This is a genomic window from Coraliomargarita sinensis (genome assembly GCF_003185655.1).
GTDB classification, from domain to species: domain Bacteria; phylum Verrucomicrobiota; class Verrucomicrobiia; order Opitutales; family Coraliomargaritaceae; genus Coraliomargarita_B; species Coraliomargarita_B sinensis.
In genome coordinates this window covers 432075-446422 of sequence record NZ_QHJQ01000001.1, presented here as the reverse complement: position 1 = coordinate 446422, position 14348 = coordinate 432075, and the positions used below count along the sequence as shown (strand labels likewise).

Genomic DNA, 14348 nt, shown 5'->3' with positions numbered 1-14348 from the left:
ACCGCATCGCACAATTTCCTACAGTTAAGATGCGGGACGCGCCAGCGCTACTACCCAAGATTAAAGCGATCAATCACTTCATCCGCGAAGTAGCGGTAAGCGTGAGCACCGCGACTGGTCGCATCGTATTCAAAAATCGATTGGCCAAAACTGGGCGCCTCGCTGAGACGGACGGAGCGGGGGATCATGGTTCGAAAAACCAGATCTCCGAAATGGTTGCGCACCTCGCCGACGACCTGCTGCCCGAGATTGGTACGTTGGTCGAACATAGTCATCAGGATGCCACCTAGTTCCAAACCGTTGTTGACGCCCGCATCCCGCAACTTTTCCACAACTTTGAGAATTTGGCCGAGACCTTCCATGGCCAGATACTCGCATTGCAGAGCGATCAGCAGATAATCCGCCGCCGCCAGGCTGTTCATCGAAAGCATTCCCAGCGCGGGTGGGCAATCGAGTATGACCGCATCGTAGTCGCCCGACTCACGCAGCGGTGCAATCACTTCCCGCAGCTGCAGCAGGTAATTCTCCCGCTGGACCAGCTCGATCTCAATCGCCGCCATGTCGACCTCGGAGGGAATGATGAAAAGACAATCGCTACTGCCGACCGGCTGGACTTTCTCCAGGGCGTTGCCCTCGCCGCATAGCGGGCCATAAAGGCTGCCCCCTTCCTGCTTTTCCAGGCCCAAACCGCTGGTCGCATTTGCTTGCGGGTCGAGATCGACGAGGACCGTGCGCACACCCTTATCGGCCAGCGCATAGCTGAGATTTATTGCCGTCGTGGTTTTGCCCACTCCGCCCTTTTGGTTGGCAATCGAGAATACAGTCGCAGACATGACTCAAGTGATAGCTTTGCGATGTATCCCGTCGAGAAGAAAGACCGGAACTATCCCGTTCCAATCACAGCCGCACTCTACGGGCACCGCCGAGGCAATCGGTGTGTCTCAGGTCTCAGATCTCAGATCTCATGTCTCAGAAACAATATGATTATGAAGCATGCCGATGCCGGTAATATCCACGACCACTTCATCGCCGGGGCGAAGGAAGCGCGGTGGATGCGCCGCCATGCCCACCCCAGGGGGCGTGCCGGTCAGGATGACGGTGCCGGGAAGCAAGGTGGTGCTGCCACTGAGAAAGGCAATTAGCTCGGCGACCGGAAAAATCATGTCCCCGGTAAAGGATTCTTGCACAATTTGCCCGTTCAGCATGGTACGCAGGGGCAGGATCTGCGGGTCGGGCACTTCATCCGCCGTCACCAGGAAGGGCCCGAGCGGGCAAAAAGTATCAAAGCTCTTTCCCTTGATCCATTGACCGCCGCCGTAAACCTTTTGCCAGTCCCGCGCGCTTACATCATTGGCACAGGTGTAGCCCAGCACGTAGTCGAGGGCTTCATCCGCGGAAACATTTTTACACACTTTGCCGATGACCACGGCAAGCTCTCCTTCGTAATCCACCTGATCGCTGTGCAGGTGCCGGGGCAAGCGAATGGGACCGTTCGGATGCGCCACCGAAGTCACGCTCTTGGTAAACACCACGGGATACTCGGGAACCTCCGACTTCATCTCCGCCGCATGCTCGCGGTAATTCAGCCCGATCGCGTAAATCTGCTTCGGCTCGAGCGGCGCCAAACGCTTGACCGGTTCCAACACTTCATCCGTGACACTGAACTGATCGAAAATGTCCCCAGCGATGCGATGCACCTCTCCTTTACTTTCCACACCAAAACAAATCTGCCCATCGCTGTTCACTACCCGCACAATATTCATGGCATTCAGCTTCGACGTATGTCCGGACACAGCAAATTTTTTCTTGCTACTGCCCAAACGAGAACATTTATTCCGCCCTTCCCAAGCTGAAGGGGGGCGTAGCTCAGTTGGTTAGAGCGCATCCTTGACATGGATGAGGTCGCTGGTTCGACTCCAGTCGCTCCCACCAGCCTTCGCAGGAGCGGAGCAACGGCGAAGGCTGTCACGCCGGAGACTTCACCACGTGAAGCGCAGGCGGACCGAACGGCAAGTATCTCCCACTCCTGACTACGGCTTGGCATGCCAGAGAACCCTTTCAAATACGTCTACATTCTCCGGTCGCTTGAGTATCCTGACCGTCATTACACCGGATGTACTGACGACTTGGAGGCGAGGCTCAAAAAACACAACCAAGGTGATGTCCCACACACCGTAAAGTTCAGACCTTGGCAAATTCAAACTGCGGTAAGTTTCCGTTCCGAAGCTAAGGCACGGGCGTTCGAGAAGTATCTCAAATCAGGCTCCGGTCGAGAATTCGCCAGAAGACACTTCTGAGAACCTTCGCAGGAGCGGAGCAACTAAAGAAGTTTTGCATGCCCCCGGCAGAGCTCCCGCTACAGTTCCGGCGCGAGGAACACCCGAAAGCCGATGGCATTGCTTTCCGTATCCTTCCGCGCCTCCGTACGAGCAGCGGAACGCACCCGAACGGCAAAGTCCTCCCAACTGCCTCCGCGAAGCGTGTAACGACTCCCTCCGGTTCGTGGCTCAGGGTCGGTCAACTTCCCGCCGGGCAGACGCCCGTTGTAAGCTTCGATCGTCCATTCGCTGACATTGCCGTGAATATCATAAAGCCCATAGGCATTCGGCGAATAACTACCCACCGGCTCGGTGCCGTAGCTTTCCGTTACACGCTGTCCATCATCGAGTTCACGGGGATAAACACCGCGAAAATTTCCCAGGGTCGTGTCTGCCTGATCACCGAAGTGGAAAGGCGTGGTCGTGCCCGCGCGGGCGGCATACTCCCACTCGGCCTCGGTCGGTAAACGATAGACAAAGCCTTCGGGTAAACGTCCGGCGTCCCGCTCCAGAGAAGTCAGCATCTGGCAGAACATATTCGCCTCTTCCCAGGTTACCGTATCAACAGGCCGCTTTGCCCCCACAAAGTCGGAGGGCATCTTGTCCATAATTTCACGGAAGCCGGCCTGGGTCACTTCATAGACCCCGGCCCAATAACCCTGGGTAAAAGTCACTTCAGTGCGCTCGCCCTCGTTGGGCAGTCGCCCCTGCTCCGGCAACGGGCTACCCATGAGGAACTTCCCGGGCGGGACCCACGCCAGCCGGAACCCGAAATACGGCATGGTCCAGTCCTGGCCTTCAGTCGGCCCGGGAATCGGAACCGGGTTGACCTCCCAAATGACCTTCTCTTTGGGCTTTAATTCAAAAGTCCTCACCATGGTCAGGTGATTTTTAATGCGCAGCTCAAATTCCACTGTCCTGAAGGCGGGAATGGAAATGGTGTCCCCCTCCAGCTCGATCTCTTTTTGGTTCAAGCGGATGCGGGGCTCAAGCTTGGCAGGCATAACGAGCTGAACCTCACCCGGGCGAGGCACCAGGGTAAAACTCATCTCTTTCACGTCGCGGTCTGCCAGTGTAATATCTTTCGCATCGGAGACGTAGAGCGGGTGCTCCAGACGAATGGAGTATTCTCCCTCCGGCACAAACTTCAGCTCCGCGGAGCCAAACGGATAGCGCAAATCACCCAGGACGACGGATGTTTCTTCCAGCATCGCCCGGGATGCCGCGGCATCCAGCCCCTCGAAAGTCGCATCCAGGCGAAGTTCCGCCGACTTGGGAACGAGTTCGCCCATGTCGACCGCCACATCTTTACCCGGGCCGATGTCGATATGCCGACCGATGGAGCGATAACCTTCTAGTTGAGCGACCACCAGATATTGGTCATTGGGAATAATATCATCCACGACAACCGGCGAGCGGCCGACCTCGACATCATTCACCATGATTCGGGCCCCGGGAGGATCTGTATCAACCGTCAGGCTGGCAGGAAGAGGCTTCAGCGGGGCCTCAATCGAAGAGACTTCGCCAAAGTTCAACTGTTGGTCCTTCAACACGGCCGACTCATAGCCGTCTTTTTTCACGATGACCTGGTAGGTGCCGGCAAAGAGCCCCTTCTTGAGGAAGAAGGTCCCCGCTTCATCGGTGAAGCCTAACTCGATTTCAATGTCTCTGGAATCGATCACCGAAACAGTGGCCCCGGGCTCGGAACGTATCTGGATATCCGTCCATGCGGGCACCAATTCCACACTTATCGTCTTGGGTGAGGCCTGGCCGGCAGTAATCTCCACCATCTCGACCTTCTCCATGTGGTGGGGGGCGGAAACCCGCAGCTTGTATTGGCCGGGGATGACGCGCAGCTCCAGGCGACCGTTGTTGGCTATGAAACTGTCTTCGTAACCGGAAAAACTGAGCTTGGAGACAGGTGGTTGCACCTCGACGATGAGCTGCGGCGGCTGCCCTTCCAGAGCTCGTTGCGCAACCTCTTTGCTGTAATCCTGTTCCTCCGTAAAGGCGACCTCCATGAAAAACGCAGCCAGTGCCGTCAGCGTGAGACCGACAAAGCCAATGAGTGAAAGTCGATAAATCCGTATGGCCAACTCACCTCGGTCGAGAATGCTCTTCGGCACCGGGATGCGATCAATCTGGCGCTGCACAAAACCGGCGCTTTCCGACTCGGGCTCATCGTCGGCATCCTTGAGCGCAAGCAAAGCCATTTTACAGGACTGGTATCGTTCATCCTGCTCACGCTCGAGTAGACGTGCTAGAAAGCCATCCCACTTGGAGGGAAGCCCCTCTACCAGAGAGGTTGGCATTTCCAGATTGGCCCGGTCGGGCTTTCGTGCGGTCAACAACCAGTAGCCGATCACCCCGACACAAAAAAGGTCGACCCGTGAATCCTCCAGCACACCCGCTTTGTATTCCGGGCTCATAACGTCGAAGGAGTTGAGACGGCCGAGCGTCTTATTCGATGCCAGCGGCGAGACGGACGCCGACACCACTTCTTCAAAAAGTTCGGTCCCCAGAGCGGCCTTGACCCCCAGTCCAAGCACGCGGATCGAACCATCCTCCTGGACAAAGACCATATCCGAATCGATGTCCCGGTGATCCAGTCCCTGCGTATGTGCGTAGCCCAGCAGACCAAGCAACTGAGCCATAATCCGAGTCGTCGCCTCCTGTCCCAGTCCTTCCAAGCCGGGTGTGGCGTGAGCGTCGAAATACTGGCTCAGCGTCTGTCCTTTGATCGGATCCAGAAAGATACAGAGGTCTTCGTTAATTAACGTGCAGTCGCGTATCTTGGGGATGCCCTCGTGATCGAAACCCTTTAAGGTCTTCTGCAAGGTCTGCAAACGCTTGGCGAACTTAGGATCTTTTGCAGTGCGGTGGTGGAAGATCCCGACCGTAACATCATGCAGGTCACGGATATGCTGCATGTGGTAGTAGTTTGCAATCAGACCGGCGCACAGGCACTTGACCACGCGAAAATTACCAAAGCTCTCCCCCGGCTTCAGCACACGATGCTTCAGCTTTTCACCACCTTGTGCATTTTGACCGGTTTTTTCCGGATTGGGTTCGTCGTTGTCCATCCCTCTTTAACCTGCCTTGAAAAAGGCGAGAACGTAATCGATAATAGCCTCTACGGAAGCGAGCTTCCCTTTGCCCTCGTAGCCGCAGGCCAACATACCCTGATCCGGCTCGATAAAATGATAGCCCCGCTCCGTCAACGTCTGGATATTGGCCTGGGTTGCCGCATGCGCGAGCATTTTACCATTCATGGCAGGCGCCAGGATGACGGGCGCTTCCGTTGCCAAATGAATAGAGGAAAGAAGGTCGGGAGCCAATCCCTGCGCAAACAGTCCCAGACAATGGGCCGTGGCCGGGGCGACCAGAAGCAGGTCAGCACGGTCTGCCAGATCGATATGCCCGGGCTGCCAGCCTTCCTCCTCTTGCCAGAGATCGGCACTGACAGGATTGCGGGCCAGCGTTTGCAAAGTAAGCGGGGCAATAAACCGCGCCGCGTTGGCCGTCATCACCGGATAAACGGATGCGCCGGCCTCGGTTAATCGGCTGGTGATATCGGCTGCCTTATACGCGGCAATCGAGCCGGTCACACCCAGGATGATGTTACGCCCCTCTAATGCTGTTTGATTTGCTGCCACAAAATTCAAAACTGAGAGATATTTTTGCCACAAACAAGACTCAAGTCACACGACTTAGAGCGCTTGACAGCGCATTAGGTCAGTCAATGCTGGATTGGTGATGCCAGTCCTTCAGCTCAAGTTTACCGCGCGACTCGCGAAACTAACGAAACGACTCCCCTAGGGGAGCCAGCTGAACTTTTGCGGCCAAACGGAGGCCCTTGATTTCCACCGACCGGCGAATTCCCCCCGCCATCCGCTAATGGGACATTTGCTTTCCTGAACGAGTATCGCTTTAACTTTTCACATAACATTTCCAAGACGCCATGCAAAAAGGCAAAATCACCAAATATCGCCCTTTCCCTCAAATCGACCTGCCGGACCGACAGTGGCCCGACAAGGTGATCGACCGCAGCCCGATCTGGGCGAGTGTCGACCTGCGGGACGGCAATCAGGCCCTCGCCATCCCGATGACCGTGGATGAAAAGCTGGAAATGTTCGGCATGCTGGTCGATATCGGTTTCAAGGAAATCGAGGTCGGCTTTCCCTCCGCCAGCGATACGGAGTTTCAATTTATCCGCCGTCTTGTCGCGGAGAACCGCATCCCCGAGGATGTGAGCGTGCAAGTTCTGGTCCAGGCGCGGGAACACCTGATTCGCCGCACCTTTGAGAGCCTGGAGGGCGTGCCGACCGCGATCGTCCACCTTTACAATTCTACCTCCCCGCTTCAGCGGCGGGTCACCTTCGGCAAAAGTAAAGAGGAGATCAAAAACATTGCGGTTGAAGGGACTCATTTGGTCAAGAGCCTCGTCTCGACGATTCCGGACACGAAGGTCCGCTTTCAATATTCTCCCGAGAGCTTTTCCGATACCGAAGTCGACTACGCCCTCCAAGTCTGCGAAGCAGTCATGGAGGCCTGGGAGCCGACCGAGGAGGAACGGATCATATTAAATCTTCCGGCAACGGTTGAAGTGGCCACGCCCAATGTGCATGCCGACCAGATCGAATGGTTCTGCCGCCACATGAAAGAACGCAACAAGGCCATCATCAGCCTGCACACCCACAATGACCGGGGCACCGGTGTTGCCGCCACCGAGCTCGGCCTGATGGCCGGCGCCGACCGCGTGGAGGGCACCCTGTTCGGCAACGGCGAACGCACCGGCAACCTCGATATCGTCACCGTGGCGTTGAATCTCTACACCCAGGGGGTCGATCCGGGGCTGGACCTCAGCAAGCTGGATGACATCCGCGCGGTTTACGAACGGGTCACGCGCATGACTGTGCCCGAGCGCCACCCTTATGCGGGAGATCTTGTATTCACTGCATTTTCCGGCTCACACCAGGATGCGATCAAAAAAGGCATGGACTTGCGCGAGAAAGAACAGACCGAGCGCTTCGAAGTTCCTTACCTCTTAATCGATCCGCAGGATATCGGTCGCACCTACGAGGCGATCATCCGTATCAACAGTCAAAGCGGCAAAGGTGGCGTCGCCTATATCCTCTCGCGGGACTTCGGTCTGGATATTCCCAAGGCCATGCATCCGGAAGTCGGGGTCGTGGTCAACGACGCTGCGGATAAAGGCAGCCGCGAACTCAGCCCTCAAGAGGTGCACGAGGTCTTCATGCAGCAATACGTCAACCTCGACACACCACTCAACATCCTGGCGATTGAGCGGGAAGATTTCTCCAAGACCGGCGAAGTCCGCATCGACGCGGACATCACCATGCGGGGCGAGGAGATGCCGGTCACCGGCACGGGCAACGGTCCGATCAGCGCCTTTGTCGATGCGCTCGACCAAAAAGGCTGGAAAGACTTCACCTTGCTCGATTATCGGCAGCACTCGATCGGCGGCGGGTCCAAGACCAAAGCCGCGGCCTATATCCAGATCCGCCATCAGAACGGTAAGTCGTATTACGGCTGCGGGATTGATGCCAATATCGAGCTGGCCGGGCTGCGCGCCCTCGTCAGCGCATTCAATCGTGCGTGCTCAGCACCGTAAGAATCGCCTTACGCACGACAGTGGGGTGTGGTTGCTCCGCGATGATATACTGCATACCACTGAGCTGGCAGCGCTCCAAAGACACTTCAGAGCCTTCCGGAACGAACCCGATGATGGATTCGGGCTGTTTAATCTGCCCGTCCAGACGGATCTTCCGCGCAAACTCCAAAGCCTTGGCCGTGTCTTCCATCCAAATCAGGAGCAGGTTGTAGTGCCGGCGCCGATACGCGTTGCCGCTTAAATCGTAGTCTTCCGAACGGTGCGGCGAGTAGCCCAACTTACGGCAGGCGGCGACCAGCGGCTCGGTGGCCTCGTTCGACCCCACTACTAGAATATCGCAGGGATGCTCTTTCGCGATACGATCGATCGGTTCGAATGGTGTGCGGGTGTAATCTTCGATGCGGCTTTTCTCTCCGAGAAACTTGGTGCGCACAATAAAGCTGAATTCCGCACCCTGCCCTTCTTTACTATCGACCCAGATGCGCCCCCCCATGGCGTTGACCAGACGCTTACAAATGACCAGGCCCAGCCCGGTGCCTTCATATTTCCGTTTTGCCGAGGAATCGACCTGACTGAACGCTTCAAAAAGTAAGTGTTGTTGCTCTTCCGGAATCCCGATCCCGGAGTCGCGCACCCGCACCTCGAGATATTCGTGGTCGGGCTGATCCAGAAAGCCGATCGGCTCAAGCGGATCAGGCCGTCGTTCCGCGGGCAGGTCACTCAGTCCGGACTTGCGCACGACCACCTCAACCTCGCCGCTGTCGCTAAACTTGATCGCGTTCGCCAGTAAGTTTTGCACGACCTGCCTGAGACGCTGCATATCGCCCATCGCGTAATCGGGGATCTCCGGATCGACATCCAGCTTGAGCGTGACCCCCTTCTCACTGGCACGCAGATTGAAGAGCTTCACACAGTCCTCAAAGAAAAGATGGATCGGGTATTCCTGTACTTCAAGGTCGAGGTGTCCCGCTTCGATCTTGGAAAAGTCGAGCAGGTCATTGACCAGCGTCAGCAGACTCTTGCCGCTGCTATGAACAGTCTCCGCCAGATCAAGTTGCTCCTCATCCAACTCGCATTCCGTGAGAAAACTGGACAGTCCGATAATCGCGTTCAATGGCGTACGGATCTCGTGCGAGATCGCTGCGATAAAATGACTCTTGGCCGCGTTCGCCACCTCGGCGTTCTCCTTGGCATGCTTCAGGTCAATCTCGGTCTGCTTGCGATCCGAGATATCCTGCATCGTCCCCGTGACACGCTTGGGATCGCCCTCGGGGGTAAATTCGGTGATACGCACCCGATCCTGCACCCAAATGTATTTCCCGTTGGTTTTGCGTATCCGATAATCGGTTCTGAAAGTGCCCTCTGCTATTTTATAATAATCATCGTATTCTGCCAATACGCGCGACTTGTCGTCGGGGTGGAGGCGCTCTTCCCACACCTTTACCGGATTGACCGCAGAATCGAAATCCATCCCGATCAGGCGATACCAGTTCTCATCACAAACAGCTTTGCCTGCGACGACATCCTCATCCCAAAAGCCCATTTGCGCATTATCCAGAGCCAGCTTCAAGTTGTGGCGACTTTCCTCGACACGCTGCTCGCGAACCCGTACCGCCGTCTCGTCAACCAAAAGCGAAAGTGTACCGTAATCATCCAGATGATCAATGTAGAGCTTCAGGCTCAACAAGTTCAGCGTGCAAAGCTGGCCTTCTCCGTCCCTGAGTTCGACAAAGCGGTAGCGTACGGAACTACCATCGGATTGAAGCACTTTATCCAACTCGGACTCCCAATCCTTGCCGAGATTAACCGGGGCAGCCGTTGTCCCGGATTCGAGAATTTCCGCCACCTTCTTACCGGAAAAGTCGGCCCAACGCTCATTCACAAAAATAGTTTGTCCTGCCCGTGAACGGACCCACACGCCGATCGGCAGGGAGTCGAGCACGTGGCGGAGCATGTTTTCCCGAAGCTCTGAAATTTCCTGGGTACGCCTGTGGTAACTCACGACCAAAGAAGAACAAAAAGAAAATATGTAGATCAGAAGCACCAGGCCGGCCCCAAAGAAAATACCCCGATCCGGCAGGCCGCCCCAGTCAAAGGCAAAGGCGGTCCAAAACACCGAAGCCGCCACCAAGCCCGAAGCAATCGCACCGGCCAGACGGAAGCGCAGACCCGCCAAGACAGAAAGGCCTACCGCGAGCGGCGCAAGCAGCGCCGCACTTTCCACATACTCCCCCGTCAATAAAAAGCTCAGCACCATGGCAATCGCCATGGCCACATAAATGAGGACACCTTCGAAGTGCCCGAATAGGGCAAAATATCCTCCGTCGTGTCGCTGGCCGAAGATTTGAGGTTTAGACATTGGGTCGTGATCAAAAGGTGAATCAATCCAAAGCGCTGCCGCAAGACTTTTGCACAACCGACGCTAGAACGCTGCCGAAAAATGTCGGCTGACGGGCTGGCTCATATTTCCGGGGAGCGGCCTCCCTCATGAAAGGCATTTGACCGCAAGCTCACGGCAGACCTCTTCCTGCTCATTCGGGCGTTCGATGATTGCCTCGAAGGCGTCGGCAAAGGCCAGTTGAAAGTCGACCAGCTTTTTGAGTGACAGTCTGGACGCACTTTCCGCAAGACGCCCCAGATACCAGGGATTTTGGGTAAAAACATTCAGATTACTCTTCTCCGGGTTCTCTCCGAAGTGGTGGCCATAGACTTTTGCCGCCGCTTCCAAATCCGATTTGGAAATGCCACGCCCTCCAAGACGAATCGCCCCGGCATCGAGCAGCACACGCAGCTGGATTAGCAAGCGGTTGCGCGACTGCAGGCTGCCCAGCAGCGGTCGTGACTCGCTGTTGGTAAAAAAATGCCGCCGCAATGCTTCCAGCGTCCAATCGAGTTTAAGCGAGAAGAAGGCATCCGCCGCCTCGAAGAAATCGGCATCGCCGAAGTTCGGCACCAGGGCATTGACCAACTGCTCATTCACGGCTTCGTCACTGCCGACAGCGAAGGTGCAAAGCTTGCGCGTCTCCTCCACGATCAGGCGGGTGTTCCCATTTACCTTGCCGATCAGGAGTTGCACGGCGTCCCGCGTCATCGAGACACCGGCTTCGGCACACTCTTCCTCGATCAGTTTGGCACAGGTGGCCGCGGCATTCTTGTCACCGGCGAGCAGAGTAAAATCCGCCGTCTTCTGACACCACTTGTAAAAGCTCCGCCGCTTGTCGATCGGCTGCGCCGTAATACACACACCGACAGCCTCCGGGTCGAGTTCTTCCAGAACCGACTTTAAATTCTCCACCAAATCCAGAGTCCCCTGGGCACGGCCCGTGACCGAATCCGCCAGAAAATTCACATCCTTCAGCCAGACCACCTTGCGCTCGCCAAAGAGTGAGAGCGTCTGCACCGCACTGGTAAAACGATTGAGCGCGTCCTCCACCTCGGCGATGTTCCCCGCACGCCCGTCGACCACCTCCTTGGAAAGATCGTCCATCAAGCCCTTCGTCTGCTCGGCAAACCACGCCTTACCCTTCTCCGAGACAAGGTAATCGTCGTCACCACAGATAAATGTAAACGGCTTGGCTGACATAGGGCTCGACATACTGCCCCCATCACCCAACAGCGCAAGTCCACAGTCGGACGCGCGGCTCAGAATAATCGCTGCACATGAATCTGTTGTGAAAGAAAACTGAAGTTTCAAAAAAATGAGCAATCTCTGCTCCCGAAGCCTGTTTCAGCTCTTCACATTCACCATGTGGGGAATGGCGATCATCGGCTCTCTCCTTTTATTGTCGGGACTCTTGGGTTTGGTAGGTCATCTCCCTGATTGGGTGTCACTGCAGATAATGGGGCACACCGTAGAAACAAAAAATGATTATCTTGTATTCATAAAATTGACTGCAGTATTTAGCATTATCGGCTTGATTTACGCAACGCTCCGAGCCTCTGGTAGGCTGCGGTTTGTCGACGAGCGAGTGGTCAGAGGAAATCAAAATTCACAACCAACCGGAGCAGGACAACCCGATAACCCGCCTTTAAAGCTCTAAAAATCAACAGGACTTCGAACTCGTCAGGCGGGTTGCCTGTCCTCATCGATGTAGGAAAGAATAAATAAATTCAACCACCCGCTTCGCTGGAGACACGAAGGCAAGAAGAAGAAAAGGAAAAATCAAAACTCTGTGTCTCTGTGCCTCCAACGACCGCAGGGAGTGTGTGGTAAAAAAAACAGGGATGACAGTAGAGAAGGCACTCGACCATGGGACTCCGATTGGCCAGCCTGAACTACATCCAGTCGGAACTGGTCAACCCCATTTACGCCGCCGGAGAATCGATAACCACTTTGACTACTAAACACTTTGGCTGGATTGCCAGTCCTCACCGATGTAGAAGAAAATGAATGTTTACCACCGCTGAGCGGGTTGGAGGGCACGGAGACTCGGAGAAAAGAATAAAATGAAATTAGATCCAGAAGAAAAAGAACTGCTTGAGGCTTACGAGAGCGGAAAGATGAATCCACAAGATCCTTCGAAGGAACTGCTGTCCAAACTCAGTAAAGCAGCTGAGAACACTTTTAAAAAAGATAAGAGAATTAACATTCGATTGAGTAGCCATGACTTGAGTGGAATTCAAAGAAAAGCACTTCAAACGGGAATCCCCTACCAAGCATTGATTTCCGGTTTGATTCATCAATACGTCGTAGGTGACATCCAGGAAAAAACAGGGTGAACCGGACGTATTAGTTCGGTCGCCTAGAAAAAGATAACAGAACAAAAAAATTCTTGGGGGAGTTTAAAGCCGACTGGCTTGTCTCTATTCTGAAAAGCAGCTTAGATACATCGGAACCGATGGCAGGAAGAATCAAAGCTGCACACTAAGAAGAATTTGGAAAACCTATCTCAGTAATTAAATCTGAGCGACCGCTAAAGACTGAACAAGACGCAGGTGGCAACGGCTAAGGCCGCGCCAGAGCTCGACGTTCGTCAGAAGACATGAAGACATCTAAAATAGCCATTATTGCGGCCGTTTTTTTGGTTTGCCTGTACGCTTTTCTGAAATCGGTGGCTTTTCCGATCATTCTTGAAACGCATACCGCCTTCTTATTTTTACAGATCGAAGAGGCCCTTGAGGAGGAAGAGCATGCTCCAGTTACAGTTGAAGAATTCATGCACATAATCAGAGCATCTGAGTTGGACTGGAACTCATGCAAAATCGAAGACAGCCAAATCTGGGATTCCTGGGGGCAAGCGATCCGAGTTGAGTCGCACGAAGGAGAATGGACTTTGCATTCCCCCGGACGGAATGGTCTGTTCGGAGACTCCGACGATATTATTCAAACGACAAAAAAGACGGGGCCGAGAGAGGCAGCAACGCCATCGTCGGACAAAGCGGGGCTTGTCCTCTCTCCGCCTGATATTGATCATACTCACACATGGAAATCATCGAGCACGAAGGACTGAAGTTGCACCGCTGGAATTGTGGGCCGTCGACGTATCTGGCCTGCCCGGAGCGCGGGGGACGCTTGATGAACTGGAACCTGAGGATGGCGGACGGGAGCGTGCGCGACATCATCCATTGGTCCGAAGGGGCGGACTACGGGAATCTGGCCAAAGTGCGTGGCGGCAACCCAATTCTCTTCCCCTTTTGCGCGCGGACCTACCACAAAGGGAAAGTGGACGAGTGGAAGGCCCCCGACGGCAGCGTGCGCCCCATGCCGCGGCACGGCTTTGCCCGCGGAGGACGGTTTGAGGTTGTCTCTGCCGACGAACACGGCTTTGCCGCGGAGCTGAAGCCCGACGATGCCGCCCGGGAAGCCTACCCTTTTCAGTACCGCTTCACGGTGCGCTACAAATTCGAAGCGCTTTCGTTCCGGGTCTATCTGAGACTGGAAAACTTTGACGAGACGCCGATCCCCTGGTCGGCCGGCCATCATTTCTACTTCACCTTACCCTGGCACGAAGGACTGGAACGTAAGGACTATCGCTTCCACATCCCGGCCAAGAAGTGCTTCGCCCACGCGCCGGATGGTTCACTGGAATTGATCAAGCCATTCGACAAGGAAAGCGATTTCGGCAGAAGCGAGCATAACGACCGTATCTACACCAAGTTAAAAGACAATCTGGCGTCTTTCGGCCCGAACAACGGCGAAGAGGATATCGGCATTCGTTTCCTCAAGGATGCCGACACCTACTCGCAATGGAATGCCTTCGCAATCTGGACCGAATCCGAGGGCAGTCCGTTTTATTGCGTGGAGCCCTGGATGGGGCCACCGAACAGCCCCGAGCACCGCAAGGGCCTGCATGCGGTCAACCCGGGCGAGAGTGCGGAATTCGGCGTCGAAGTCTCCCTACTTTGAGCGTCCTCAAGGCTCTAATAAAACTCTGGAAATGATGACGTGAGCCGTC

12 protein-coding genes and 1 tRNA gene are annotated in these 14348 nt (G+C 55.2%); 7 read left to right on the top strand and 6 right to left on the bottom strand.

Annotation, left to right across the window (positions count from 1 at the left end):
• Positions 1-50: 50 nt before the first annotated feature.
• Both DDZ13_RS01915 and DDZ13_RS01910 read right to left on the bottom strand, forming a co-directional pair.
• Positions 51-833 carry a ParA family protein gene (locus DDZ13_RS01915; protein WP_110129732.1) on the bottom strand — a complete coding sequence of 261 codons (783 nt, stop codon included), beginning with the start codon at positions 831-833 and terminating at the stop codon, positions 51-53.
• A gap of 129 nt (positions 834-962) precedes the next feature.
• The gene (locus tag DDZ13_RS01910) at positions 963-1763 is read right to left on the bottom strand and encodes a fumarylacetoacetate hydrolase family protein (protein ID WP_110129731.1); all 801 of its coding nucleotides are present in this window, start codon (positions 1761-1763) and stop codon (positions 963-965) included.
• Between the two features lie 92 nt (positions 1764-1855).
• On the opposite strand from DDZ13_RS01910, the gene DDZ13_RS01905 reads away from it, so the two are divergent.
• Positions 1856-1932: transfer RNA gene (locus DDZ13_RS01905), tRNA-Val, on the top strand.
• Between the two features lie 110 nt (positions 1933-2042).
• Complete coding sequence (locus DDZ13_RS15885) at positions 2043-2297, top strand: GIY-YIG nuclease family protein (RefSeq protein ID WP_110129730.1); 255 nt, start codon at positions 2043-2045, stop codon at positions 2295-2297.
• Positions 2298-2356: 59 nt separating this feature from the next.
• Here the strand turns inward: DDZ13_RS15885 and DDZ13_RS01895 are convergent, their stop codons facing one another.
• The gene (locus DDZ13_RS01895; RefSeq protein WP_110129729.1) at positions 2357-5401 is read right to left on the bottom strand and encodes an SUMF1/EgtB/PvdO family nonheme iron enzyme; all 3045 of its coding nucleotides are present in this window, start codon (positions 5399-5401) and stop codon (positions 2357-2359) included.
• Between the two features lie 6 nt (positions 5402-5407).
• Positions 5408-5974 (bottom strand): flavoprotein, encoded by a 567-nt coding sequence (locus tag DDZ13_RS01890; RefSeq protein WP_110129849.1) that lies wholly within the window; start codon positions 5972-5974, stop codon positions 5408-5410.
• Between the two features lie 305 nt (positions 5975-6279).
• Between DDZ13_RS01890 and leuA the strand changes: the two genes are divergently transcribed.
• Positions 6280-7953 (top strand): 2-isopropylmalate synthase, encoded by a 1674-nt coding sequence (leuA, locus tag DDZ13_RS01885; RefSeq protein WP_110129728.1) that lies wholly within the window; start codon positions 6280-6282, stop codon positions 7951-7953.
• On the opposite strand, the gene DDZ13_RS01880 is transcribed toward leuA, so the two are convergent.
• A complete protein-coding gene (locus DDZ13_RS01880) occupies positions 7928-10312 on the bottom strand; it encodes an ATP-binding protein (RefSeq protein WP_110129727.1) in 2385 nt (794 codons plus the stop codon). The genes leuA and DDZ13_RS01880 overlap by 26 nt on opposite strands.
• Before the next feature lie 126 nt (positions 10313-10438).
• Positions 10439-11536, bottom strand: a complete 1098-nt coding sequence (holA, locus tag DDZ13_RS01875; RefSeq protein ID WP_199221032.1) for a DNA polymerase III subunit delta — start codon at positions 11534-11536, stop codon at positions 10439-10441.
• Between the two features lie 115 nt (positions 11537-11651).
• Here holA and DDZ13_RS01870 point away from each other — a divergent pair, with 115 nt between their 5' ends.
• From DDZ13_RS01870 to DDZ13_RS01855, 4 genes are all read left to right on the top strand, one after another.
• On the top strand, positions 11652-11993 hold the full coding sequence (locus DDZ13_RS01870) for a hypothetical protein (RefSeq protein WP_110129725.1): 342 nt from the start codon (positions 11652-11654) through the stop codon (positions 11991-11993).
• Positions 11994-12399: 406 nt separating this feature from the next.
• Positions 12400-12672: a hypothetical protein gene (locus tag DDZ13_RS01865; protein ID WP_110129724.1), complete on the top strand. Its 273-nt coding sequence runs from the start codon at positions 12400-12402 to the stop codon at positions 12670-12672.
• Positions 12673-12935: 263 nt separating this feature from the next.
• Entirely contained in the window at positions 12936-13403 is a 468-nt protein-coding gene (locus DDZ13_RS01860; protein ID WP_110129723.1) for a hypothetical protein, read from the top strand.
• Entirely contained in the window at positions 13376-14299 is a 924-nt protein-coding gene (locus DDZ13_RS01855) for an aldose epimerase family protein (protein ID WP_110129722.1), read from the top strand. Before DDZ13_RS01860 ends, DDZ13_RS01855 begins: the two co-directional genes overlap by 28 nt.
• Positions 14300-14348 lie beyond the last annotated feature (49 nt).

What these genes read in the sequence shown, in the direction of transcription:
- DDZ13_RS01880 (WP_110129727.1), bottom strand. Translation starts at nt 10,312, where the DNA reads ATGTCTAAACCTCAAATCTTCGGCCAGCGACACGACGGAGGATATTTT.
- DDZ13_RS01865 (WP_110129724.1), top strand. Translation starts at nt 12,400, where the DNA reads ATGAAATTAGATCCAGAAGAAAAAGAACTGCTTGAGGCTTACGAGAGC.
- leuA (WP_110129728.1), top strand. Translation starts at nt 6,280, where the DNA reads ATGCAAAAAGGCAAAATCACCAAATATCGCCCTTTCCCTCAAATCGAC.
- DDZ13_RS01855 (WP_110129722.1), top strand. Translation starts at nt 13,376, where the DNA reads ATGGAAATCATCGAGCACGAAGGACTGAAGTTGCACCGCTGGAATTGT.
- holA (WP_199221032.1), bottom strand. Translation starts at nt 11,536, where the DNA reads ATGTCAGCCAAGCCGTTTACATTTATCTGTGGTGACGACGATTACCTT.
- DDZ13_RS15885 (WP_110129730.1), top strand. Translation starts at nt 2,043, where the DNA reads ATGCCAGAGAACCCTTTCAAATACGTCTACATTCTCCGGTCGCTTGAG.
- DDZ13_RS01895 (WP_110129729.1), bottom strand. Translation starts at nt 5,401, where the DNA reads ATGGACAACGACGAACCCAATCCGGAAAAAACCGGTCAAAATGCACAA.
- DDZ13_RS01910 (WP_110129731.1), bottom strand. Translation starts at nt 1,763, where the DNA reads ATGAATATTGTGCGGGTAGTGAACAGCGATGGGCAGATTTGTTTTGGT.
- DDZ13_RS01860 (WP_110129723.1), top strand. Translation starts at nt 12,936, where the DNA reads ATGAAGACATCTAAAATAGCCATTATTGCGGCCGTTTTTTTGGTTTGC.
- DDZ13_RS01915 (WP_110129732.1), bottom strand. Translation starts at nt 833, where the DNA reads ATGTCTGCGACTGTATTCTCGATTGCCAACCAAAAGGGCGGAGTGGGC.
- DDZ13_RS01870 (WP_110129725.1), top strand. Translation starts at nt 11,652, where the DNA reads ATGAGCAATCTCTGCTCCCGAAGCCTGTTTCAGCTCTTCACATTCACC.